Origin of the sequence: Paraburkholderia ultramafica (assembly GCF_902859915.1) — a bacterium.
Classification (GTDB): Bacteria; Pseudomonadota; Gammaproteobacteria; order Burkholderiales; family Burkholderiaceae; genus Paraburkholderia; species Paraburkholderia ultramafica.
This window is the reverse complement of record NZ_CADIKK010000011.1, coordinates 1-22,582: the sequence shown is the minus strand read 5'-3', so window position 1 is coordinate 22,582 and position 22,582 is coordinate 1. Positions and strand designations below refer to the sequence as shown.

At 66.1% G+C, this 22,582-nt stretch carries 16 protein-coding genes and 1 pseudogene; 10 read left to right on the top strand and 7 right to left on the bottom strand.

Annotated elements, in window-relative coordinates; all coding sequences use genetic code 11:
• The first annotated feature begins 65 nt into the window (after positions 1-65).
• The 3 genes from recC to HV744_RS13330 are packed head-to-tail and all read left to right on the top strand — an operon-like array spanning position 66 to position 9,387.
• Positions 66-3,452 carry an exodeoxyribonuclease V subunit gamma gene (gene recC / locus HV744_RS13340; protein ID WP_175149974.1) on the top strand — a complete coding sequence of 1,129 codons (3,387 nt, stop codon included), beginning with the start codon at positions 66-68 and terminating at the stop codon, positions 3,450-3,452.
• On the top strand, positions 3,449-7,147 hold the full coding sequence (gene recB / locus HV744_RS13335; protein WP_175149973.1) for an exodeoxyribonuclease V subunit beta: 3,699 nt from the start codon (positions 3,449-3,451) through the stop codon (positions 7,145-7,147). Before recC ends, recB begins: the two co-directional genes overlap by 4 nt.
• Entirely contained in the window at positions 7,144-9,387 is a 2,244-nt protein-coding gene (locus HV744_RS13330; protein WP_175149972.1) for an AAA family ATPase, read from the top strand. Before recB ends, HV744_RS13330 begins: the two co-directional genes overlap by 4 nt.
• A gap of 190 nt (positions 9,388-9,577) precedes the next feature.
• On the opposite strand, the gene HV744_RS13325 is transcribed toward HV744_RS13330, so the two are convergent.
• Positions 9,578-10,219 carry a VC0807 family protein gene (locus tag HV744_RS13325; protein WP_175149971.1) on the bottom strand — a complete coding sequence of 214 codons (642 nt, stop codon included), beginning with the start codon at positions 10,217-10,219 and terminating at the stop codon, positions 9,578-9,580.
• A 186-nt stretch (positions 10,220-10,405) separates the two neighbouring features.
• On the opposite strand from HV744_RS13325, the gene arfB reads away from it, so the two are divergent.
• Positions 10,406-10,810: an alternative ribosome rescue aminoacyl-tRNA hydrolase ArfB gene (gene arfB / locus HV744_RS13320; RefSeq protein ID WP_175149970.1), complete on the top strand. Its 405-nt coding sequence runs from the start codon at positions 10,406-10,408 to the stop codon at positions 10,808-10,810.
• On the opposite strand, the gene HV744_RS13315 is transcribed toward arfB, so the two are convergent.
• The gene (locus HV744_RS13315) at positions 10,807-12,102 is read right to left on the bottom strand and encodes an EAL domain-containing protein (RefSeq protein ID WP_175150107.1); all 1,296 of its coding nucleotides are present in this window, start codon (positions 12,100-12,102) and stop codon (positions 10,807-10,809) included. The genes arfB and HV744_RS13315 overlap by 4 nt on opposite strands.
• A gap of 565 nt (positions 12,103-12,667) precedes the next feature.
• Between HV744_RS13315 and HV744_RS13310 the strand changes: the two genes are divergently transcribed.
• The gene (locus tag HV744_RS13310) at positions 12,668-12,958 is read left to right on the top strand and encodes a putative quinol monooxygenase (protein ID WP_175149969.1); all 291 of its coding nucleotides are present in this window, start codon (positions 12,668-12,670) and stop codon (positions 12,956-12,958) included.
• A 97-nt stretch (positions 12,959-13,055) separates the two neighbouring features.
• On the opposite strand, the gene HV744_RS13305 is transcribed toward HV744_RS13310, so the two are convergent.
• From HV744_RS13305 to HV744_RS13295, 3 genes are all read right to left on the bottom strand, one after another.
• Complete coding sequence (locus tag HV744_RS13305) at positions 13,056-13,313, bottom strand: hypothetical protein (protein ID WP_007182306.1); 258 nt, start codon at positions 13,311-13,313, stop codon at positions 13,056-13,058.
• 299 nt (positions 13,314-13,612) lie between these two features.
• On the bottom strand, positions 13,613-13,849 hold the full coding sequence (locus tag HV744_RS13300; protein WP_175149968.1) for a hypothetical protein: 237 nt from the start codon (positions 13,847-13,849) through the stop codon (positions 13,613-13,615).
• A 255-nt stretch (positions 13,850-14,104) separates the two neighbouring features.
• Positions 14,105-14,824, bottom strand: coding sequence for a YdcF family protein (locus HV744_RS13295; RefSeq protein WP_425497712.1), 720 nt, complete (start codon positions 14,822-14,824; stop codon positions 14,105-14,107).
• A 266-nt stretch (positions 14,825-15,090) separates the two neighbouring features.
• On the opposite strand from HV744_RS13295, the gene HV744_RS13290 reads away from it, so the two are divergent.
• Positions 15,091-15,414 carry a hypothetical protein gene (locus HV744_RS13290; RefSeq protein ID WP_175149966.1) on the top strand — a complete coding sequence of 108 codons (324 nt, stop codon included), beginning with the start codon at positions 15,091-15,093 and terminating at the stop codon, positions 15,412-15,414.
• A 389-nt stretch (positions 15,415-15,803) separates the two neighbouring features.
• Here HV744_RS13290 and HV744_RS13285 read toward each other — a convergent pair whose 3' ends face one another.
• Complete coding sequence (locus HV744_RS13285; RefSeq protein ID WP_175149965.1) at positions 15,804-16,058, bottom strand: hypothetical protein; 255 nt, start codon at positions 16,056-16,058, stop codon at positions 15,804-15,806.
• Positions 16,059-16,352: 294 nt separating this feature from the next.
• Positions 16,353-16,748 (bottom strand): annotated as a pseudogene (locus HV744_RS13280) (transposase); the annotation flags it as partial.
• Positions 16,749-17,154: 406 nt separating this feature from the next.
• On the opposite strand from HV744_RS13280, the gene HV744_RS13275 reads away from it, so the two are divergent.
• The 4 genes from HV744_RS13275 to rluB form a co-directional block, all read left to right on the top strand.
• Positions 17,155-18,057 carry a LysR family transcriptional regulator gene (locus HV744_RS13275; RefSeq protein ID WP_175149964.1) on the top strand — a complete coding sequence of 301 codons (903 nt, stop codon included), beginning with the start codon at positions 17,155-17,157 and terminating at the stop codon, positions 18,055-18,057.
• Between the two features lie 255 nt (positions 18,058-18,312).
• A complete protein-coding gene (locus tag HV744_RS13270) occupies positions 18,313-19,536 on the top strand; it encodes a pyridoxal phosphate-dependent aminotransferase (protein ID WP_175149963.1) in 1,224 nt (407 codons plus the stop codon).
• A gap of 360 nt (positions 19,537-19,896) precedes the next feature.
• Positions 19,897-20,910, top strand: coding sequence for an SMC-Scp complex subunit ScpB (gene scpB, locus HV744_RS13265; RefSeq protein WP_175149962.1), 1,014 nt, complete (start codon positions 19,897-19,899; stop codon positions 20,908-20,910).
• Positions 20,911-20,975: 65 nt separating this feature from the next.
• On the top strand, positions 20,976-22,582 hold a 1,607-nt coding region (gene rluB / locus HV744_RS13260), incomplete at its 3' end, for a 23S rRNA pseudouridine(2605) synthase RluB (RefSeq protein ID WP_175149961.1).

Genomic DNA, 22,582 nt, shown 5'->3' with positions numbered 1-22,582 from the left:
CTGTCGCTTCAACGTCTGACGCGGCTCGCGCGTTCCGCTCGCGCCGCACGTCCCATCCGGAATCCATGCTCCAGCTCTTCTACTCGAACCGCTACGAAACGCTTGTCGGCGCCTTGCTCGACGACCTCGCGCAAGCGCCGTCCGACCCCTGGACCGTGCAGCCCGTGATCGTCCCGAGCGCTGCGATGCGGCGGCGGCTCGAACTCGATATCGCGAACCGCCAGGGTATCTGCGCAAACGTCAACTTTGGTTATCTCGCGCAATGGCTGTGGGCGCAGATCGGCGGCGTGATCGACGTGCCGAGGCATTCGCCGTTTGCGCCGGACCGGCTCGTGTGGCGCTGCTACCGTCTGCTGGCAGACGCGGATGAGGCGCTGCCATGGAACGCGTCGCCGCGTCTGCGTACCTATCTCGATGCAGCGGACGCGTCGATGCGCTATGAACTCGCGCGGCGCGTGGCGACCGTGCTAGACCACTATCTGACCTATCGCCCGGAATGGCTGCTGCAATGGCAGAAGGGCGGTTCGATCTTCGCCGGTGGCGCGGCAGACGAAACCGGTCCGCGTCTGGTCGGCGCAAGCGAAGCGGCGCGCGAGGACGAACGCTGGCAGGCGGCGCTGTGGCGCGCGGTGCTCGCCGAAGTGGCGGTGGTCGTTGGCGATGCGCAAACGCCCGCCGCCGCGTTGCCGCCGGCGTATCGCTTCCTGGAGGAAATCGGCACGCTCGATCTCGAGGCGATCTCGAACGCGCAATGGCCCGAAGCGGTCAGCGTGTTCGCGCTGCCGACCATGCCGCCCTTGCACGTCGCGTTGCTGCGCGCACTGTCGCGCTGGGTCGATGTGCGTCTGTACGTGATGAACCCGTGCCGCGAGTTCTGGTTCGACGTCGTCAGCGAGGGGCGCGTGCAGGCGCTCGACGCCGCCGGCCAACTCGACTATCAGGAAGTGGGTCATCCATTGCTCGCCGAATGGGGCCGCCAGACTCAGGCGCAGTTGCACATGCTGCATGAGCTGACCGAGAGCGCCGCCTCCGGCGAGACCGGCGATTTCACCGAGAACCCGCAACCGAGCTGGCTCGCCGCCGTGCAGAACGGCATTCTCGATCTGCGCACGCAAGCCGACGCCGACGAGATGCCGATCGAGCGTGGCATCGAAGTCCACGTATGTCATAGCCTGTCGCGTCAGCTTGAAGCGCTGCACGATCGCCTGCTTGGCTGGTTCGACGAGTTCGACGATCTGCAGCCGTCCGACGTGCTGGTCGCCGTATCCGATCTCGCGACGGCCGGTCCGTTGATCGACGCGGTGTTCGGCACCACGCCGGCCGGCGATACCCGCCGCATTCCGTATCGGATCACCGGCTTGCCGCCGTCGCAGGCCAATCCGGTTGCGCGTCTGCTGCTGGATTGGCTCGCGTTGCCCGAGCGCAGCGTGGGCGCGCCGGACCTGATCGAATGGCTGCGGGTCGACGCGATTGCCGTGCGTTACGGGATCGATGCGACCTCGCTTGAAGCCGCGCAGGAATGGCTCGCGGCGGCCGGTGCGCGACGCGGGCTCGCGCCGTTCGAGCCGAGCGGCGAACATGTGCCGATTGCCCGTCACACGTTCGCGGATGCGCTCACACGTCTCTACCTCGGCTACGCGATGCCCGACGGCGGCGAACCGGTCGACGCGTGGCTGCCGGTCGAAGGCGCCGACGGTTCGGACGCCGAACTGCTCGGGCGCCTGTCGCGTTTCGTCGACGATATCGACAGCTTCGTGGCGCGCTGCGCGATCGAGCAGACGCCCGCCGCCTGGTCGCAATTGCTGCTCGAGACCCTTGCACAGTGTTTCGACGGTGGCGTCGAGTTTGCCGAAACGCTCGCCGCCGTACGCGACGCGATCGACAAGATGGGCGACGCGATGCAGGCCGGCGCGCAAGACGTCATGCTGCCCGCCGCGGTGGTGCGCGGCGCGCTCACCGAAGCGCTCGACGACCCGGCGCGCGGCGGCGTGCCTTGGGGCAGCGTGACGTTTTCGTCGCTGACCAGCTTGCGTGGCTTGCCGTTCCGGATCGTCTGCCTGCTCGGCATGGATGACGGCGTGTTGCCGAGCCTCGCGCGCGCCGACGAGTTCGACCTGATGGCCGCGTTCGGTAAAGCCGGCGACCGTCAACGCCGCGACGACGAGCGCAATCTGTTCCTCGATCTGCTGCTGGCCGCGCGCGACCGGCTCTTCATCGCGTACACGGGCCGCAGCATTCGCGATAACGCGCCGCTGCCGCCGGCCGCGCTGGTCGACGAACTGCTCGACCATCTCGCGCAGGCGTCGGCGGGCGAACACGCGAGTCCTGCCGAGGTGGAGCGTGCGCGGCATGCGTTCATCGTCGATCATCCGTTGCAGGCGTTTGCGTCGGACTATTTTTCGTCGCAGCGCGAGTTGTTCACCTACAACGCGGATCGCGCCGAACTGGCGACGTTGCTGGCCGCGCCACAGCATCCCGCTGCCGCGCCGTTCTTCGATCGGCCGTTGCCGCCGGAAGACGCCGCGCCGGTTGCGTTCGACGAATTCGTGCGGTTCTGGCGTCATCCGGCACGGGCGCTGTTGCGCGACCGCCTTGGCATCGTGCTGTCGGATGCGCAGGGCGAATTGCTCGACACCGAGCCGTTCGACCTGGACTACGCGGGGCGTGACGCGTTGGCCGAGCGTCTGTTGCCCGTGCTGCTCGACGCCGATACCGAACAAGACGACATCATGTTCGACCGCGTACGCCGCGTCGCCGCGGCCAGTCCCGAGCTGCCCGGCGGCGCGACCGGCGCGGTCTGGCGCGCGCGCGAACTCGGCGCGTTGCGCCAGCTTGCCGCGAGCGTGCGCCGCGAGCTGGCCTCGGGTGTCGAGCGTTTGCCGTTCGTGCTCGACATCGCGCCGCGCTGGCCCGACAGCGCTGATATAGCCGGCGCGCTGTTCGGCCCTCACGACGCGCTGCTTCGTCAGGCAGCCGAAACGCCGCTGCAACTGCATGGCACATTGAACCTGCTGACCGGAACGGGACAAGTGATTTTTCGCTACGCCAAAGCCACCGCGCGCGACTATCTGTCCGCGTGGCTCGCGCATCTGGTCTATTGCGCCGCGCGGCCGGACGGCCCGCGCCGCACTGTGTGGCACGGCAGCGGCGAGAGCTTCGAGCTCACGCCGGTTGCCGCGCCGCTCGACGAACTGGCGCCGCTCGCCGCGTTGTTCAAGGCAGGCCGCATGCTGCCGCTGCGCTTTTTCCCGAAGAGCGCGTGGACCCGGGTCAGCGAAAGCGAGTCGGCGGCGCAGGGTGTCTGGATCAACGACCGCGTGCGCGGCGAATCCGACGACCCCGCGTTGCGCATCGCGTTGCGCGGCACGCCGCTCACGCTCGACGAACCGTTCGGCAGCCTCGCGGCGATCGTCTTCAGGCCGCTCACCCAGCATCTGCGGAGCGCATCATGAGTGGCGCCGTGCAGAGTCATGCGCTGGTCGCCGAGGAGCTCGACGTGTTCGCCTGTTCGCTCGACGGCGTCAACCAGATCGAGGCGTCGGCCGGGACCGGCAAGACGTGGAACATTTGCGCGCTGTACGTGCGGCTGCTGCTCGAAAAGAATCTGAACGCGGATCAGATTCTGGTCGTCACGTTCACGAAGGCGGCGACCGCGGAGTTGCACGAGCGCATTCGCGGCCGTCTCGCGGAGCTGCATCGCGCGATCGAGATGGACGACGACGGCGGTGACCCGTTCATCCAGCGTCTGTTCGAAACGACTCTCGCGCCGGAGCGGGGCATCGAGCGCGAGGCCGCGGTGAAGGTGGTGCGCCGCGCGCTGCGCACCTTCGATCAGGCGGCGATTCACACGATTCACGCATTCTGTCAGCGCGCGTTGCAGGAAGCGCCGTTCGCCGCCGCGATGCCGTTCGCGTTCGAGATGGAAGCCGACGACGCCGCGCTGCGCTTCGAAATGGCGGCCGATTTCTGGCGCGAGCAGGTGGAGCCGGTGGCCCATGCGCATCCTGCATTCGCCGCGTGGCTGGTGGCCAAACGCGCCGGTCCCGCTTCACTCGACGAGCAACTCGCGCGGCGTCTGAAAAAGCCATTGGCGCAGTTGCGCTGGGGCACGGTCGACACCGGTGGCCATAGCACCGATCCGCAAACGGGTTTTGACGCGGCATACGCACTCTGGCTTGCGGAGCGCGACGTGATTGTCAGCCTGCTTGCCCAGGCGCAGGAGCGGCTGAGCAAGACCACGCACAAGCCCGACCACGTGAGCGCCGCGCTCGCCGCATGGGCCGACTACTTCGCGCAGGGCGATTGGCATGCGCCGCCGCCGAAGGCTGCGTTGAAGCTGACGGTGTCGGCATTGAAGAAAGCCACCAAGGTCAAGTTCGAACCGCCGGAGCATCCGTTCTTCGAACACGCTGAAGCACTGGCGGCCGCCGTGCTCGCTGCCGAAGCCGCACAGCGCGTGCGCTGGCTCGAACTGGTGCAGACGTGGCTCGATTACGCGCCCGCCGAGCTGGTGGCGCGCAAGCGCACGCGCCGGGTGGTGTCGTTCGACGATCTGCTGTCGAACCTGTACCGCGCGCTCGCCGCTCACCCCTGGCTTGCCGATGCTTTGCGCACACGTTATCCGGCCGCGCTGATCGACGAGTTTCAGGATACCGATCCGCTGCAGTTCGCGATCTTCAGCCGTATCTTCGCGCCGGCCGGGCCGCTGTTTCTGGTCGGCGATCCGAAGCAGGCGATCTACAGTTTTCGTGCGGCGGATCTGCATACCTATCTGGCGGCGCGCGCGGCGGCGTCCGCGTGCTACACGCTGGCGGTCAATCAGCGCTCGACGGCACCGATCGTCGAGGCTTGCAACCGGTTGTTCGAAGCCAACCCTCAGGCGTTCGTGCTCGACGGCCTCGACTATCAGCCGGTACGCGCGGGCGGGCGGCGCAGGCCACCGTTCGCCGACTCCGGCACGGACGCCGGGGATTTCCGCATCTGGACCTTGCCGCACGGCGACGCCGCGATGACCAAACGCGACGCGCAGCGCGCCGCGAGCGAAGCGTGTGCCGCCGAGATCGTGCGGCTCCTGCGCGGCGCGCGCGAAGGCTCGGTGACGATCGGCGACGCGCCGCTCGCGCCGGGCAACATTGCGGTGCTGGTGCAAACGCACAAGCAGGGCAGTCTGATCAAACGCGTGTTGGCGGCGTGGGGTGTCGGCAGCGTGGAGCTGGCGCAGGCTTCGGTATTCGCGACGCTCGACGCCGAGCAGATCGAGCGCGTGCTGGCCGCGGTCGATACGCCCGGCGATCTGCGCCGTCTGCGCGCCGCGCTGGCAACCGACTGGCTGGGTCTCGACGCCGCCGCGCTGTGGCGTCTCGAACAGGTCGCCGACGCGCCTTCCGTCACCGACGATCCCGCGCATGCGGCGGACGCGATGGGTTGGGTCGAACGTTTTTCGCGCTACCGCACGCTATGGCATGAGCGCGGCTTCGCGGTGATGTGGCGCACGCTGATGCGCGAACTGCGCGTCGCGCAACGGCTGGTCGCCGGGGCGGACGGCGAGCGCCGTTTGACGAACGTGAGCCATCTGGCCGAACTCGTGCAGGCGCGTGCCGCCACGCAGCCGGGCATCGCGCCGACCTTGCGCTGGCTCGCCGCGCAACGCGCGCAGGGCGGCGGCGAAGACGCGCAGTTGCGCCTCGAATCAGACCGCAACCTCGTGCAGATCGTCACCGTCCACAAGTCGAAGGGGCTCGAGTATGCAGTGGTGTTCTGTCCGTTTCTGAACGACGGCGCGTTGCGCGAGCCGCCGTCCTCGGGCTTGCCCGATGCGCGCGAGTACCACGACGAAACCGGCGAGGCCGTGCTTCACTACGGTTGCGACGACGAGGAGGCCGAGCACGCGTCGCGTTACGCGGTGCGGGAACAGGCCGCCGAGCGGGCACGGCTCGTGTATGTGGCGCTCACGCGCGCGGTGTATCGTTGCTATCTGGTCGCCGGCACGTATCTGTCGTCACGTTCGACCAAGGAGTCGCGGCGCAGCGTGCTGAACTGGCTGGTGGGCGGCAGTGGCCATAGCTTCGACGACTGGCTCGCCGAGCCGCCCGACGAAGCCACGTTGACCGCGCGCTGGCAGGTGCTGGCCGGTGGACCGGTCACGTTGCAGGCACTGCCGGCAGTGGCGCGCCGTGCGCCGTTGGAGAGCCTTCAGGATCACGGCGCGCATTGGCAGGCGCGCGCCAATCGCAGGCCGTTGCGCGATCGGTGGCGCATGGCGAGCTTCAGCGGGCTGATCGCGGCCGGCGGCAAAGCCGAGGAGGTGCACACGCCGGTGGAAGACGTGCGGCCCGATCACGATGAGATTGCCGATGCGCTTGTATCCGAGCCGGTGCCAGCGCCCGCGACGCAAGCGCCGTCGTATGCCGGGGACGACATTCTCGCGTTTCCGCGCGGCGCGGCGGCGGGCGACTGTCTGCATCGCATGTTCGAACTCGCGGACTTCACCGATTCGCACACGTGGCCGGATGCGATCCGTGGCGCGCTGCGCGAGCGGCCGGCGCCCGCCGTGCCCGAACTCGCCGCACGTCTGCCCGCGATGATGCACAACCTGATCGCCGACGTCGTTGCCACCGAGCTCGTGCCCGGCATGGCGCTGGCGAGGCTCAATCCGCGCCGGCGCCTGAACGAGCTCGAGTTTCTGTTTGCGGCGCCGTCGCTCGATTTTCCCGCGTTGCGCGAGCTGCTGATCGAACACGGCTATCCCGACGTCGCGCTGGAGCCCGGCGTATTGCGCGGCTTCGTCAAAGGATTTATCGACATGATCGTCGAGCACGATGGACGCTTCTGGATCGTCGACTGGAAGTCGAACCATCTCGGCGATAGCGCCGCTGACTACGCCGCCGCGCCGCTCGAAGCGGCGATGGCGAGCCACGCGTATCACCTGCAGGCGCTGCTTTATACGGTCGCGCTGCATCGTTATCTGAAAACGCGGGTGCGCGATTATTCGTACGACACGCACATCGGCGGGTATCTGTATCTGTTTGTGCGCGGCGTGCGTCCGCATTGGCGCGATGCCGATGGTCCCGCCGGCGTGCATATGCGCCGGCCCGCGTTCGAACTCGTCGCGCTGCTGGATGCGGCGATGATCGGAGGCGTCGCATGAGCACGTTCGAACAGCGCGCGTCGACACCGCCCGAGCTCGACGACATCGGCGTGAATTTGCCGGCGCCGGCCGATTTCAGCATCGCGCTCGCCGAAGGTTTTGCGCGTCGTATCGGCACGCTGGCACGGCGCAGCGGTGCGTCGGCTGAGGCGGTGAAGTGGGCGGCGCGGGGCGCGTTTGCCGCGAGTCGCGCGACAGCTGAAGGCCACGTTTGCGTGCCGCTTGCGGTGCTCGCGCGACGCTTCGAGGCGTCGCGCGCCGAAGTGCGCGGGGCGTTGTTTGCCAGCGGCATGGCCAGCGATGGTTCGCAGAGCGCGGCGGCGTTGCGGCCGCTGGTAATCGATGGACAAGAGCGGTTGTATCTGGCGCGATACTACGACTATGAGCGGCGTCTTGCGCGGTCGCTGGTGGCGCATGCGGGTGGTGGAGACGGGCGTTTGGCGGATTCGCAGGCTCGTGAGCGCGACACTGCGGTGGCCGGTTTTGATATTGACGCCAACGCCAACGCCAACGCCAACGCCAACGCCAACGCCGGCGCCAACGCCAACGCCAACGCCCAAACACTGCACGCGCGTCTGCTGCGCTACTTCGGTCCGCCGAAAGACGACGAAGTCGACTGGCAACGCGTCGCGGCGATCATGGCGCTGTCGGGGCGGCTCACGATCGTCAGCGGGGGACCGGGTACCGGCAAGACCACCACCGTGGTCGGCGTGCTTGCCTGCCTGCTCGACGCCCGCGCCGATTTGCGGATCGCACTCGCGGCGCCCACCGGCAAAGCCGCGCAGCGGATGCAGGAAGCCTTGCTCGCCCGCGCCGGCGATTTGCCGCCCGAACTCGCCGCGCGTTTGCCGCAGACTTCGTACACGCTGCACCGTCTGCTCGGCTCCGGACCGGGAGGACGTTTCCGCCATCATCGCGACAACCCGCTTCCGTACGATGTCGTGGTGATCGACGAGGCGTCGATGATCGACGTCGCGATGGCCGCGCATCTGCTCGATGCGATCGCCCCACAGACGCGTCTTGTGATGCTCGGCGACAAGGACCAACTCGCGGCCGTAGAGGCCGGCGCGGTGTTCGCGGAACTCAGCGCGCGGCCGGCCTTCACGCCGGGCGGGCTGCAGCGGATCGCGCAGGCGCTCGGCATTGAAGAGGCGCGGCTCGCGCAGGCCTTGCCGGATGTTTCGCGGGACTTCGACGCAGCGCCTGCCGATCATTTCGCATCGCCAGATGCGCCCGACGATTTCGATTCGTCGCCTGACGATCTGTTTGCGCACGCCGCCGAGCCGGATTCATTCGATCAACAGCCCACCGGCGATCTGTTCGACAGCACCGGGTCGGCCGAAGGCAGGCGCGCAGCTCAACCGTCTTCGTTCCGGTCATTTTCAGCGACGTCGGTAGCCAATGCTCAAAGCGCGCTTGCCGACTGTGTCGTCTGGCTCGAGCGCAACTACCGGTTCGGCCTCGAGTCGCCGATTGGTCGTTTGTCGCTCGCAATCCGCAGCGGCGCGGCGAGCGCGGCACTCGAGGTTCTGCTGATCGACCCCGCTGAAGCCTGCCCTGCGGCACTGCATGAAGACACGCATGCAACGCTTGCCGAGCGCACCGTAGCGCGTCTTGCCGAAGGCTTCGCGCCCTATGCCGACGCGCTCGCTTCAGCGCTTGCGGCCGACACACCGGACCCGTTGCCGCTTTTCGATGCGTTGAACCGCTTCCGCATTTTGTGCGCGACCCGTTCGGGACCGCGCGGCGTCGATCAGGTGAATGCTGCCATGGCCGCGCAAGTGCGGCGTGCCGCAGGTGTGACACTGGCGGTGGGCGCGCACTGGTTCGCGGGGCGTCCGGTGATGGTGACGCGCAACGATTACGCGCTGGGGTTATTCAACGGCGACATCGGCATTGCGCTGCCGGGTGCGGGCGGCGCGCTGCGCGTGTATTTCCGGACCGACGACGGCGGTCTGCGGGCGGTATCACCGGCGGCGCTTCCGCCACACGACACGGCTTTCGCGCTGACGGTTCACAAGTCGCAAGGTTCGGAGTTCGAGCACGCGGTATTGATGCTGCCGTCGGTGTTCAGCCGGGTGTTGTCGCGCGAACTGGTGTACACGGCGATCACCCGCGCGCGCGCGCGAGTCGAGGTGATCGGCGCGCGCGCCGTGCTGGCGCAGGCTATCGCGACGCCGACGCAACGTGATTCGGGGCTGGCCGCGCGGATTGCGGAGGTGTGTGGCCGCGCTGGGTAGCCCAATGAGGTGGGTGGGTAAGCGGGGCGTCTTTGGGGTTTGCTCACGCCGTCTGAAGCAGCGTGAGAGCGTGAGTAGCATGGGTGGGTGCCCCAGCATCGAGCCGCAAGTGGCAAGCCGCAAGCCGCAAGCCGCAAGCCGCAAGCCGCAAGCCGCAAGCCGCAAGCCGCAAGCGCACTTCACCACCGCCTCACCCCACAATTCCGCCCGGCTGCACGCGCGCATCGACGCGGTTGCGCATCGTCTTCCGATACCACAACGTCCACAGCGCCAGGCCGCCATAGATGCCATAACCGATGAACGGCGAGACCACCAGAAAGCGCTCGATCGGCCAGGTGAGCGCCATCCACGCACGCAGCGCGGTTTCGCAGGTCAGGCCGGCGCCCCACACGAGCGTCATCAGCCGCATCGCGGAGGCAAGGCCCGGCCGCTCACGCCACAGCGCTTCGAAATGCGCGGCGCCGCCTTCCATCTCACGGGCAACGGTAGCGCGCGCGAGATAGAAGATCAGCGGACGGCGCATTGGCAGCGACAGCAGGAACACCACGCCGACCGCGCCTGACACCAGCGACTCGCGCAACAGCAGCACGCGGGGGCTGCCGCCGAGCGCCATCGCCGCAACCGACAGCACGATGCCGGCCACCACCATCACGCTGAGCGCGTCGACGCGGCGAAAGCGCGCCAACTCGATCAGACTCCAGACGATCGGCGGCACCGCCGACGCAATCAGCGCGCCGGTTTCACCGAGATGCGGCAGCGCAAACCGGTAGGCGAGCCAAGGCAGCAAAAAGTTGACGGCCAGTTCGATCACAAAGCCAGCGCGGAGCTTCATATGAATTTACGCTGTAAGCGAAAAGCGCAGTATCGATGAACTGGCGATGCCAACGCAAATAGTTTTTCCCATCGGCGGACGCGCACGATAGTCAATGGCGAGTAGCCGGCGATTGGCTGCGCGCAGCGCATACCGCCGCGCAAGCTGTGCTGTGTACACTTACGTCTCCTAGCCCAAGCCAGCCTCATGACATCCCGCTATCCGATCCCGCCGAACGAAATCGAATTGACCGCAGTGCGTGCGCAAGGAGCGGGCGGTCAGAACGTCAACAAGGTTTCGAGCGCGATTCATCTGCGTTTCGACGTGCAGGCTTCGTCGTTGCCGGAGGTGCTGAAGATGCGCCTGCTCGCGCTGTCCGATCACCGGCTTACGCGCGATGGCGTGGTGATCATCAAGGCGCAGGAGCATCGGACCCAGGAGATGAACCGCGCGGCGGCGCTGGCGCGGCTCGACGAACTGATCGAAAGCGTCAGCGTGACGCGCAAGCCGCGCGTCGCAACCCGGCCGACGCGCGCGTCGAACCGCCGGCGCCTCGACAGCAAGGCAAGACGCAGCGAGATCAAATCCAGCCGTGGCCGGGTGGACGATTAGCGCTTGGCGCCGCGCCCGGTGGGACGCGTATCCGCATTCGATGCGCTCGGCACGAAGTCGACGCACAGCACATGCGTGCCGTCACGTTCGAACGCGATCGCCGCGGTGTAGCAGTCCTGACCGTCGGCCAGCGAATAGTGCGGCCCCATCATCGCGACGCGTCCCGGTGCGGCGAGCGCATGCTTGAAATAGGTGCGCCGCGACCAGTTGCTGCGCGTCTCGGAGTAGAGCGGCGCGAGCCGCAGCGGAGGCGGCGGCACCGACGCGGCCGTGACTGACGGCAGGGTCTGCTCACCCTGTCCATCGGTGATGAACACCCGGCGCGCTTCGCGCAGATGCCACACTTGTTGCGCCGCCTGGCGCAGATCGCCGGTTGCCTTGAAGGTGTCGGCGGCGGCCAGCACCGCTTCCGCGAACCCTTCGAAGCCGAGCCGCTGATGGCCAGCGTGCGCGCGTTCGTAGTCGGCGAACTTGCTCCAGATCGATTCGACCAGCGCCGGCACCTTCGCGCATGCCGCCCGCACCGAGCTCTTCGGCTGGCCGAGCCAGAAACCCTGCACGAAATCGACGTCGGCCTGCATCAGGATCATCAACTCCTCGTCGGTTTCGACGCCTTCGGCCAGCACCAGCGTGCCGGACTGGTGGAGCATCGCGATCAGGTGGCCGATCAGCGAATCGTCGCCCTCGCGCTTACCGGCCCGCGCCACCAGCGAACGGTCGAGTTTGACGATGTCGGGACGGAAGCGCCACACGCGGTCGAAGTTCGAAAAACCAGTGCCGAAGTCGTCGATCGCGATCAGGAAGTCGCGCGGCTGCGACGCGGCGAGCATGCTGGCGACGGCGGACTCGTCGTCGGCGGGCTGCTCGAGCACTTCGATCACGATGCGCTCCTGCGGTAGCCCGAAATGCGCGGACAACTCATCGATGAAAGCGCGTTGCGGCCAGCCGGTTTCAAACACCTGGGGGCGCGTGTTCAGGAACAGCCAGCCGGTGCTGATGCCTTGCTCCATGAAATTCGCCACATGCAGGCAACGGGCGATGCGGTCGAGCTCGCGCGCGTCGGCAGCCGAACGGGTGCCGGAGAAGAGCACTTCGGGCGAGACCGGCAGGCCGACCGGATCGAAGGCGCGCAACAGCCCCTCGTAGCCGACCACGCATTGATGCGTCACCGACAGCACCGGCTGGAACACGCTGTGCAGGGTCAGCGCGCGCCACGTCGCGGTCCAGCCGGATTCGCCGCGGACCAGATGCGGGAGCAGGCCGCTCAGGGTCAATTCGCTGACGGATGGCATAGAGGCGGGCACGAGAGTAGACATGGAGACATCGTGACAAGCGGTTGACAGGGCGCGCAAATCCATGCAGCGCGCGACGTAGGCATAGCCCAGGCGTCAGCAGGGCGAAATCGATAAAGCCCAGGAACGCGGAGAGCGATGCCAGCCATGCTGGGACTCCGGCGAATTTAGTCAAATCCAGTCTAGCAGTTTGCAATTCGCATGAATGTGCGGGTTATCACAGACGCCAGACTGCGGATGTTGCGGCGCAAACCGCCGCGCAGGCCCGTCCGGCGTAGCTTCGTCGGCGTCGCGCCCGAATTTCTTGTGCGCTTGCTTCGCGCGAGACCGATTCTCAATTGCGATTAATTGCCTGCATCAAGCCGAGGGTAGCAGGGCGGCAGGTGGCCGCCCGCCAAACTCCAGGCCAGGACGGTAGGACAGTGCTCAGACGTTTCGTGCGTTGCCATTTTTATCGGATCGGGCACGGTGCCCCCGCGATGCGGGCTGATGGCTTGCCGCACTCGTCTGCAGGTTTAGTGCGCGGCGGGTATCCTGCTGCTTTTCGTGAAAAGGGAGTGCAGGCATGTCGGAAATCGCGGTGGTCGCAATCTCGGTGGCGAAGCCGGGCTACGAAGAGCAACTGCGTCAGGCGCTCGAAGGCATTGTCGGGCCGACGCGCAAGGAGCAGGGCGCGCTTCAGTACGATCTGCACCGCGATGTGCAGGAGCCGCGCCGGTTTGTGTTTGTCGAGCGTTGGGAAAGTCAGGCGGCGCTCACCGCGCATGCGAAATCCGCGCACATCGAGGCTTATAGGAAGGCAGTGGCGGATTGGGTCGAACACGCGGAAATTCGCGTCGTGTCGAAGATAGCATAAGCGTTGCGCAAGCATTGCTTAGGCGCTCAGGCGAGTCGTACAACGGCGAGTGAGCCGTGAAGCCGGATCCGGCCCACGCGGCGCTCGCCGTTGGTCTTTAGTGGGTGGCTTGCGGGACGTCGAGGATCAGGATGATGGTCCAGTCGGCATCGCCGTCGTGGTGATACTGGCGTTCCGCAACGATGAACGGTTGCTGCTTGCCGTCCGGGCCAAGAAACAGCACGTCGCCTTCCATCGGCAGGCACTCGACGGGCGGCAGCGCGAGGAACGCTTCCTGTCCGCCGCGCGGCATCAGTTTTTCAATTTTGCGAGATGCTGCCTCGGTCCATTCGATATCTAGCTGGATGTTGCTCATGCTGTCCTCCGCACCAAGGTGCGCACGGGTTAGGGGATTCCGGCTGGGCGCCGGTCGGTGCGCGACTTTAGCATACCGAAAGCCGGGCGCCGTCGGCTTGGCGCGGCCCGCCGGGGCAATGCCGACGTGGGGCCGCGCGATCTGCCGTCAAACCGTCGCCGCGCGTTGCGGCGAATGCTCTTGAGTCCTTTGCGAGTCCATTAGACAACAAAAAGGACAACAAAAAGCCGAAACCGGCGGGGCCGGCTTCGGCTTTTCACCTTCGCGGCGAGGCCGCGGGGTGCGCTTCGCGACTGTGCTTACGAGCTCGAGGCGTCGGCCTTCTTGTGGTGATGCGGGGACATCTTGTGGTGCTTCTCGGGCATGGCCGGTGCGCTTGGCATGGCTTGCTGGCGGTTTTGCAAATCTTGCGCACGCTGTTCGACGTCGGCGGCCTTGGCCGGATCGGTGCTCATCGTGACGCCGCCTTCTTGCGCGTAAGCCGCGCCCGTTACGGCACTGAGGGAAACCAGGATTGCCAGGGACACTTTTTTCATCGTTACCTCCGCAGTTGGTTGTGGACCCGAGTATTGCCTGTCCAGTCGGAAAGACACAACATTCTAGCCAGCAATCTCCGCTCCAGCGGACGGCTTTGTAACTGCGATAACCAATTGTTACATCTCGTGGTTCTCAAGTTGCAGTCGGTTGCCGGGCGGGCAATCTCACGGGTATCTCACGATAATGCGCCGTGCCGGAAGAATTCGCATGTCTAAGCACACCAGGTTAAGCGCATGTTATGCCGTCGGGCTTTTTCAGAACCACCCGATTGCGCGATAGACGTGAAATTGTGCGATTCCAATCAGCTCATGCAGCGCGAGCTCCGCATTCACCAGATTGTCATAGCGCGGTAGTACACCCACACGTGCGTGCCGCGCGCTCGAGATCAGGGGCTGCGGCACAACCCCGAAGCGGTGGAAGTCGAGTAATGCGCGCCGCATCTGGTACGCGGAGGTGACGAGTATCAACGCGTCATAACGCGATTGCCCGACAATGGCCGACACGTTGCGCGCGTTTTCATACGTCGTGCGGCTGCTGTTTTCCAGCACGATGTCCGCGCGCGGAACCCGCCGGCGCAGCAGGTACGGCAGATAGGTGTCGGCTTCTGTCGAGCGATGCCGCTGCGGATTGCCGCCGCTCACGATCACCTGGCACGTGGCCGCCGTCCGTTTGCACGCGGCATAGTTCTCCGCGCTGACCTCGATGCGGGTGAGCACGTCGCGCGGCGGCACGAGCACGTTGTCGTCGTCGTAAATGGTGCCGCCGCCCAGCAGGATGATCGCGGTGCGCGGCGCGAAGGTGGCGGGTGCGGCGCTCTGCTGGCGCGGTTGCGCGAGATCGAGCAAAGGTGCGGTCAGCCAGCCGGCGGCGAGCAGCCAGAACAGGGCGACCGCGCACAGGGCGAGAGGGCCGCGGGCGCGCTTCCATCGCACGATTGCTGCAAAAAAAAGCGCTAATAAAGTGAATAGAATCAATTTAAATGGGGTAACGTATGTCTTTCGGGACAAATCTACGGGCTTGCTATTGCACCGCAGCGGCTGCATCGCCGGCTCGTAGAGAGAACGCTAACATGTCGTTCATTCGGGGGTTCCGAAAACGAGACCAGGCAGCACCTGGCTGATTCCGGCTGCTCGACATGCGGCCAGCTTCCAGCCAAGGGCGGGTGCTACGCGCGTCACTGGCGGCGCGGTGACGTGTTGGGCATAGATGTGTCATAGCTGCACTTTAAGAAAGAAGTGAGATGACCAAGTATTCCAACGAAGCGGTACTTGAAGCGCTGCGGCGGGCGCAATATCGCCAGGTCCCATGGGCCAGAAGGCCGGGCGTTTTCCAATATCTTCGCGCATTGGGCTTGATGGACACCGTTCGGCAGCGCACCGTCGCGCCGGCACCGGGCTTTCATGCACCTGTCGACATTGCCGTGCTTACGGAGCGGGGCAGAGCCGAGTTCGCGCGGCTCGCGCATGATGAGCGCCTGCTCAGCTGGAGTGCGCAGCGAATGAACAACTACGTCGTCGCCACAGCCGAAGCGGTGCCTACCGCCGCTCTCGAAGCCCGGCCCTAGTCCGGCTGGCGGCACGGACGCTGTTTCCCGGTCGCTTCGGGCCGGGCGGCGGGCGGCGATTTCTTTTGCTCCCGTCCTTGACGAATGGACCGGCGCCTTGTGCGTCGGCCATCGTCGTGCATGCGTCGTGCGACCAGCAAAAAAAAGCCCGTATCGCGAGGATACGGGCGTACCGGAATTACTACTGCCACGCTGTGCTAATGGCGTTAAATCAGACTGGCTCGGCGCCGGGTGGTTCCCCGATTATTTGATTCGCACTGCCGCGCTTGAGTTAAAACGTCGGGCGCTAGTGAAATCGTGGCGGTGAACACAGGTCTACCGCGTAACAACGATACGCAATGGAGTCCTGCCGCACGATCACGCGCAGCAGATTTCCCTGCTCACCGCTTCTAACGATGCTGCGTCGGATTTTCACGCGGCGTATCGGGGCGCGCCCGCACGTTGCTGGCAATATCGCCGCGCAAGTCGCCGCGTGGCGCAGGCGGCGTGAAGTCGCGATTGCGCGTTGCGCTTTGCTGCGAGGCTTCAGCGGTGGCCGCACGATCCGGCCGCCAGTTCCAGGCCTGTTGGCGCTGCTGTGCGAGCGCCGGTGCGGCCATTGATGAAATCACAATGCCGCACAGAAGCAGTGACATTGGTTTCATGCTGAGCTCCCGTCAAGCCGTTCGACTCAAGGCCTGTTTGCATAGGTATAAGGTATGCCGGGTCGCGAAAGCACGCTGTAAGTAATAGTAAATGGATGTTTCACCCAGCGTCGTTGTGCCACGGCAGACGCCTGAGGCAACCCGCAATGCCTGGCCAAAACGGAAGGGACGACTGGGTTGGGCGCGCCGGACGGCGGTGCCCATGACGGGGCCAACGGGTGTCGATACACGCGAGAGCGGCCCGCATACACACCGGGCGCCCGCAGGCGCCCGGAGGTGAAACAATTCGCGTCAGGCCATCTTGACCGGCGCGCGCCACGATTCCGGATTGGTCCAGAACGCGCCGCGCAGGCGGTCGCGGCTCGGCGGTGCCGGCGGTTTCGCGGCGGTCGCGCCAATCCGGCCGCGCAGCGAAATTTCACGGCCGCTCGTGCCGAGTCGCTTAACTATTTCGGCGAGCGTACCATCGGCTTGCCATTCGTCGAAGCGACGGCGGCAAGTCGGCGGCGAAGGATAGCGGCCTGGCAGCTTGGACCAGCCTTCGCCAGTCGACAGCACCCAAAGCACAGCATTGACAACCGCGCGCGCTTCTACCCGCGGCCGACCGCGCCGTTCGCTCCGCGCCGGCTCGGCACAAAACAAAGCCTCGACCAGCGCCCACTCGTTGTCTTTCAAATCGTCGAACAGCATCATGTTTCACCTCAGCGAAGCTAATCCGGTGCGCTGCCCCGCGCCGCGCACTCTCCACGCACTCGATAGGCGAGTGCCAAGGGGGTCGGGCTTGCCACGGTCTGCTATGCAGGCAGAAGTCATGGCGCCAACCCTGTGTGCATGCAAACGCAGGAAGTGTGCCAAGCTGATTCCAACTGCCTGAAAGCCCTGTGACGGCGGGCCAGCGCGGGCGCTAGCTAGGGGCGTATAAGAATCCAAAAAACCCATCTCGCAAATCGGGACAATCACCAATCTTGTGCAATCAGGCCCGGCCAACGTGCGTTTGCGCCGCATTGCTGCATTGCAGCGAGAGCGCCGAAGCCGGGCGCGGCGTGGTTTTGGTCTTACAATACGCATCAAATGATGCTATTGATGAGGTTGGTAAATGAATGTAACGCTGCGTCAGCTAAGGGTTTTCATTGAGGTCGCCCGTCTGCAAAGTTTCAGCCGGGCCGGCGATGAAATCGGCCTGACGCAATCGGCGGTGAGCCGCTGTGTGCGCGAACTCGAGGGTGAAATCGGCCTCAAGCTGATCGATCGCACCACGCGCGAGGTGCAGCTCACCGACGTCGGCGGCAACCTGGTGTCGAGCGTGTCGCGTCTGTTGTCGGATCTCGACGACGCGCTGCGCGAAATCCGCGAAATCGGCGAGCAGCGCCGCGGACGCGTGGTAGTGGCCGCCAGCCCGACGGTGGCCTGCCGGCTGATGCCGCGCGTGGTCGCGGCATGCGGAAGGCAATTTCCCTATATCACGCTGGGCTTGCGTGACGACGTGCAGAGCGACGTGGTGCGCAAGGTCAAATCGGGCGAGGTCGACTTCGGCGTGATCATCGGCCCGTTTTCCGCCGACGATCTGCTCAGCGAATCGCTGATGACGGATTCGTTTTGCGTCGTCTCGCGTGACGACCACCCTTTGGCGGCACAGCAGCAGGTGGCATGGACGGACCTCCAGGGCGAGCAGCTCGTGATGCTCGATTACGCATCGGGCAGCCGGCCGATCATCGACGCCGTGATGCAGGAATACGGTGTGAGTGCCACGGTGGTGCAGGAGCTGGGGCATTCCGCGACCGTTTTCGGACTGGTCGAGGCGGGCGTGGGCCTAAGTGTGCTGCCGTGGTTGGCCCTGCCGCTGCCGGCGGGCGCGTCGCTGGTGGCGCGGCCGCTGGTGCCGCGTGCGGAGCGCCGGGTCGAACTGGTGCGGCGGCGCGACCGTTCGCTGTCGCCGGCGGCGGAGGCGGTGTGGGGCTTGATCCGCCAATTGCCGGCGCGCGCGGAGGATTTGAACTAGTTCCCGCGGCGTGGTGAGAGAGTCTGATCCATGAACTCTTCGCCGCCTCGCTATCCGAAGAAAGCGCGGCCGACGCAAGCCGAAGAAAGCGCGGCCGACACAAGCGAGGCGGGCTGAGCAGCAATCCGTGCCGCAACTGTCCTTCCGACCACGCCCGGCCAGCCGGCGACTTCGCCGCTCCCAAAACAGGCGCCGCGCTAAACTATCGCCTTCCCTGAGCGTCAGCCTTTATCTTTCACCCGTCTGGAAGCCTCGATGAGCGAATTGGATCTGCCCGTACCATCCATCCCGAATGCACGCGATGCCGTGCGCGCGCTGCGTCCTTCGCAGATCCGTGAAGTCGCCAACGCCGGTTTCGGGGTCGACGACGTGCTGCCGTTCTGGTTCGGCGAGTCCGACCGGGTCACGCCGGCGTTTATTCGCGACGCCGCCAGCACCGCGCTGGCCTCCGGCGCGACGTTCTATACGCATAACCTGGGCATCGCGCCGTTGCGCGCGGCGCTCGCGAGCTATGTCAGCGAACTGCATGGCGCGACCTCGCCGGACCACGTCGCGGTGACGAGCGCGGGCGTCAACGCGCTGATGCTGGCTGCGCAACTGGTCGTGGGCGCCGGTGATCGCGTCGTTGCTGTGACGCCGCTGTGGCCGAATCTGGTCGAGATTCCGAAGATTCTCGGCGCGCATGTCGAAACGGTTGCGCTGGGCTATGGCGAACGGGGGTGGCAACTCGACGTCGGGCAATTGCTGGCGGCGCTGACGCCCGACACGAAAATGCTGATGATCAACTCGCCGAACAATCCGACCGGCTGGGTGATGAGCCGCGACGACCAGCGCACTGTGCTCGCGCATTGCCGGCGCCATGGCATCTGGATCGTCGCGGACGAAGTCTACGAGCGCCTCTATTACGCGGATGCCGACTCCCCCGCGAGCGGCGCGCATGCGCGCACCGCGCCGTCGTTCCTGGATCTGGCCGCGCGCGACGAGCGCGTGATCTGCGTGAACTCGTTCTCGAAGGCATGGTTGATGACGGGCTGGCGGCTCGGCTGGATCGTCGCGCCGGCCGTGCTGATGGACGATCTGGCCAAGCTGGTCGAGTACAACACCTCGTGCGCGCCGTCGTTCGTCCAGCAGGCTGGCATCGCGGCAGTTCAGCAAGGCGAGCGGTTCACGCATGAACTGGTGCTCGACCTGAGGGCGTCGCGCGACCATCTGGTGCGCGCGCTTTCCGCGGTGCCGGGGGTCGACGTCAAGGCGCCGCTCGGTGCGATGTATCTGTTTTTCTCGATGCCGGGCGCCGCGCACAGCCTCGAGTTGTGCAAGGCCATGGTGCGCGAAGTGGGGCTGGGCGTGGCGCCTGGCAGCGCGTTCGGTCCGCAGGGCGAGGGTTTCGTGCGCTGGTGCTATGCGTGCGACACGGCGCGGCTGGACGCGGGCGTCGAGCGCCTGAAGCGGTTCCTGGCGCGACACGGAACCGTTTAGTGAGCGCTGGCGGAAAGGCGCCCGGCAAAGTGACTGAAAAAGCCTGATGAAACAAGCGGAGTCTCGGTCGAGTTGCGTCCGCTTTTGCACTCAGGCACGTGGGCTGGAGCCCGGCCAGAAAATGCGCGGGGGATTTCGCCTTTACGCACTGATCGTTTTTGCGTAATATGGCGCTCAGTCACGCGATTCCTTTCAGGAATATCGCTGCTCCGTCCGGCTGGGTTTGGCTCGATAGTCTGTTTCGCCTCCCCCCGGTGCGTGCTCCCATCAATATGACCGATCAGAATCGGGCGAGCGCGTCTTCAGTTCCACATCGTCTGTTTGATCCGGTTCTTTGACCACAGGGTCTGACCTAGCTGCATGAATACCCAAGAGGCGAAGATCGTCCTCGAGACTGCCTTGATCTGCGCGCAGGAGCCGTTAAAGCTCGGCGAATTGCGCAAGCTCTTTGCCGACGGCGTGTCGGCAGACACCGTTCGGACTTTGCTCGAAGACCTGAAGCAGGACTGGTCTGGGCGCGGTGTGGAGTTGGTCGGGCTGGCGTCGGGCTGGCGGTTTCAAAGCAAGCCCGCGATGCGTTCGTACCTGGATCGTTTGCATCCTGAGAAACCGCCGAAATATTCGCGCGCGGTGCTCGAGACGCTCGCGATCATCGCGTACCGGCAGCCGGTTACGCGTGGCGATATCGAAGAGATTCGCGGCGTCACGGTGAATACGCAGGTCGTCAAGCAGCTCGAGGATCGCGGCTGGATCGAAGTGATCGGTCATCGTGATGTGCCGGGGCGTCCGGCGCTGTACGCGACCACGCGGCAGTTTCTCGACGACCTCGGGCTGACCGCGCTCGACGAATTGCCACCGCTCGCCGATCCGTCGGCGCAACTGAACGCGGATCTGCTTGGCCAGCATGCGATCGAGTTCGCCGATATCGAGACCGCGCAGGATCTGGCGGCGGGACCGAAAGGCGAGTCTGAAGAGCCGGCGGAGTCGGCGCAACCAGCCGAAGCGGCTGGAGTACAGTCAGCCGAAGCTGACGTGCACGAAGTCGAAGCAGCCGGCAGCGCAGCAGACGTGGCGCCGCAGCCGGAATCGCAGCCGCAGCCGCACGCGGTTGACGCGCCGGCCGCGCAAGAACAAGCCGAAACGGCAAACGCAGCACCGCAGACCGGCATCGCCGAGTCCGCACAGAATCACGATCCGGTCTCCCAGGCCGATCCGGCAATACCCGCGCACGACTCGGGCGTACTCCGCAATACGGAGCACGCCGCCGAGCCGAACCCGACCACGGCGGCGCACGGCGATCCTGAGGATCGTCGCGATGCCGCGCAGGACGCAGGCATTCTGACCGACGACGAACCCGAGTCGCGTAACGCCTGACGTAACCGAACTTTTTTTTGCCGCGCCCGCAATGGGCGTGCGCGACCTGACATTTTGAGGTTGTTTTGACACATACCCACGACACCGATTCGTCCGAATCCGAGCGCGCCGTGCCGTCGGCGCGGGCCGACGAAGCGCGCACCACGCAAGCGTCGGCAGGCGAGGACGAGCGCCCGGCGCAGACCGCGGAAGCAGAGGGTGAAGACCGTCCGCGCCGCGGCCTGCGTCGCGGACCGCGCAGCCTGATCGCGCGGCGCCGCGCCGGAGCGAAGACGAAGGGCGCCGAAGGCGCGCCCGCGCAAGGGGCGCCGGTCGTCACCGAGGCGCCGCCGGACGGCGAAGTGGTCGCGCAAGTGCGCATGCCGCGCAAGGATGCGGGCGCCAAGGGCCAGGGCTCGCGGCGCAACGCCCAGGCGGGCGGCGCGAAGCGCGAGGGTGGTCAACGCGAAGGCGCGCCTCGTGAAGGTCAGCGCGAGCGTCAGCCGCGCGAAGCCGGCCAGCGCCAGAATCGCCGCGGCGGCGAAGCGCCGGCAGCGGCCGCCACGGAAGCGGGCCAGGACGACCTGTTCTCGTACGTGACCTCGCCCGCGTTCGATGCGGACAACAGCGCCACCGGCGGCGTGCGCGCGCCGATGCTGCGCCGTGGCAAGCCGGCTGCGCCCAAGCGCGTGCTGGTCGCGGACGACGACGCGCCGAAGCTGCACAAGGTGCTGGCCGAAGCGGGCATGGGTTCGCGCCGCGACATGGAAGAACTGATCGTCGCCGGCCGCGTGTCGGTGAACGGCGAGCCGGCTCACATCGGCCAGCGCATCATGCCGACCGACCAGGTCCGCATCAACGGCAAGCCGGTCAAGCGCAAGCTCGCCAACAAGCCGCCGCGCGTACTCCTGTATCACAAACCGACCGGCGAAATCGTCAGCCACGCCGACCCGGAAGGCCGTCCGTCGGTGTTCGACAAGCTGCCGCCGATGAAAACCGCCAAGTGGCTCGCGGTCGGCCGCCTCGATTTCAACACGGAAGGTCTGCTGATGCTGACCACGTCTGGCGATCTGGCGAACCGCTTCATGCACCCGCGTTACAGCGTCGAGCGTGAGTATGCGGTGCGGGTGGTCGGCGAGCTGGCCGAAGGCATGCGTCAGAAGCTGCTGCATGGCGTCGAGCTGGACGACGGCCCGGCGAACTTCCTGCGCATCCGCGACGGCGGCGGCGAAGGCACCAATCACTGGTATCACGTCGCGCTCGCCGAAGGGCGTAACCGCGAAGTGCGCCGTATGTTCGAAGCGGCCGGCCTGATGGTCAGCCGCCTGATCCGCACGCGTCACGGCCCGATCTCGTTGCCGAAGGGCCTGAAGCGCGGCCGCTGGGAAGAGCTCGAGGACAACCAGGTGCGCGCGCTGATGGCGTCGGTCGGTCTGAAGGCGCCGACGGAAGAGCGCGGCAGCCGCAATTCGGCGCCGGAGCGCAAGCAGCCGGACCCAATGCAAACCTCGATGGGCTTCATTGGGCGCGAACCCGTGTTGATGTCGCACAGCCGTTTCGAGCAGCAGCCGCGCGGCCAGGGCCGCCGCGGTGCGGCGGGCGGCGGTTTCGGCGGCGGTACGGGCGCAGGTTTCGGCGGCGGCTACGGCAATCGCGGCGCGGCCCGCGGCGCTGGCGGTTTCAGCGGCCCGAT

What these genes read in the sequence shown, in the direction of transcription:
- recC (WP_175149974.1), top strand. Translation starts at nt 66, where the DNA reads ATGCTCCAGCTCTTCTACTCGAACCGCTACGAAACGCTTGTCGGCGCC.
- recB (WP_175149973.1), top strand. Translation starts at nt 3,449, where the DNA reads ATGAGTGGCGCCGTGCAGAGTCATGCGCTGGTCGCCGAGGAGCTCGAC.
- HV744_RS13330 (WP_175149972.1), top strand. Translation starts at nt 7,144, where the DNA reads ATGAGCACGTTCGAACAGCGCGCGTCGACACCGCCCGAGCTCGACGAC.
- HV744_RS13325 (WP_175149971.1), bottom strand. Translation starts at nt 10,219, where the DNA reads ATGAAGCTCCGCGCTGGCTTTGTGATCGAACTGGCCGTCAACTTTTTG.
- arfB (WP_175149970.1), top strand. Translation starts at nt 10,406, where the DNA reads ATGACATCCCGCTATCCGATCCCGCCGAACGAAATCGAATTGACCGCA.
- HV744_RS13315 (WP_175150107.1), bottom strand. Translation starts at nt 12,102, where the DNA reads ATGCCATCCGTCAGCGAATTGACCCTGAGCGGCCTGCTCCCGCATCTG.
- HV744_RS13310 (WP_175149969.1), top strand. Translation starts at nt 12,668, where the DNA reads ATGTCGGAAATCGCGGTGGTCGCAATCTCGGTGGCGAAGCCGGGCTAC.
- HV744_RS13305 (WP_007182306.1), bottom strand. Translation starts at nt 13,313, where the DNA reads ATGAGCAACATCCAGCTAGATATCGAATGGACCGAGGCAGCATCTCGC.
- HV744_RS13300 (WP_175149968.1), bottom strand. Translation starts at nt 13,849, where the DNA reads ATGAAAAAAGTGTCCCTGGCAATCCTGGTTTCCCTCAGTGCCGTAACG.
- HV744_RS13290 (WP_175149966.1), top strand. Translation starts at nt 15,091, where the DNA reads ATGACCAAGTATTCCAACGAAGCGGTACTTGAAGCGCTGCGGCGGGCG.
- HV744_RS13285 (WP_175149965.1), bottom strand. Translation starts at nt 16,058, where the DNA reads ATGAAACCAATGTCACTGCTTCTGTGCGGCATTGTGATTTCATCAATG.
- HV744_RS13275 (WP_175149964.1), top strand. Translation starts at nt 17,155, where the DNA reads ATGAATGTAACGCTGCGTCAGCTAAGGGTTTTCATTGAGGTCGCCCGT.
- HV744_RS13270 (WP_175149963.1), top strand. Translation starts at nt 18,313, where the DNA reads ATGAGCGAATTGGATCTGCCCGTACCATCCATCCCGAATGCACGCGAT.
- scpB (WP_175149962.1), top strand. Translation starts at nt 19,897, where the DNA reads ATGAATACCCAAGAGGCGAAGATCGTCCTCGAGACTGCCTTGATCTGC.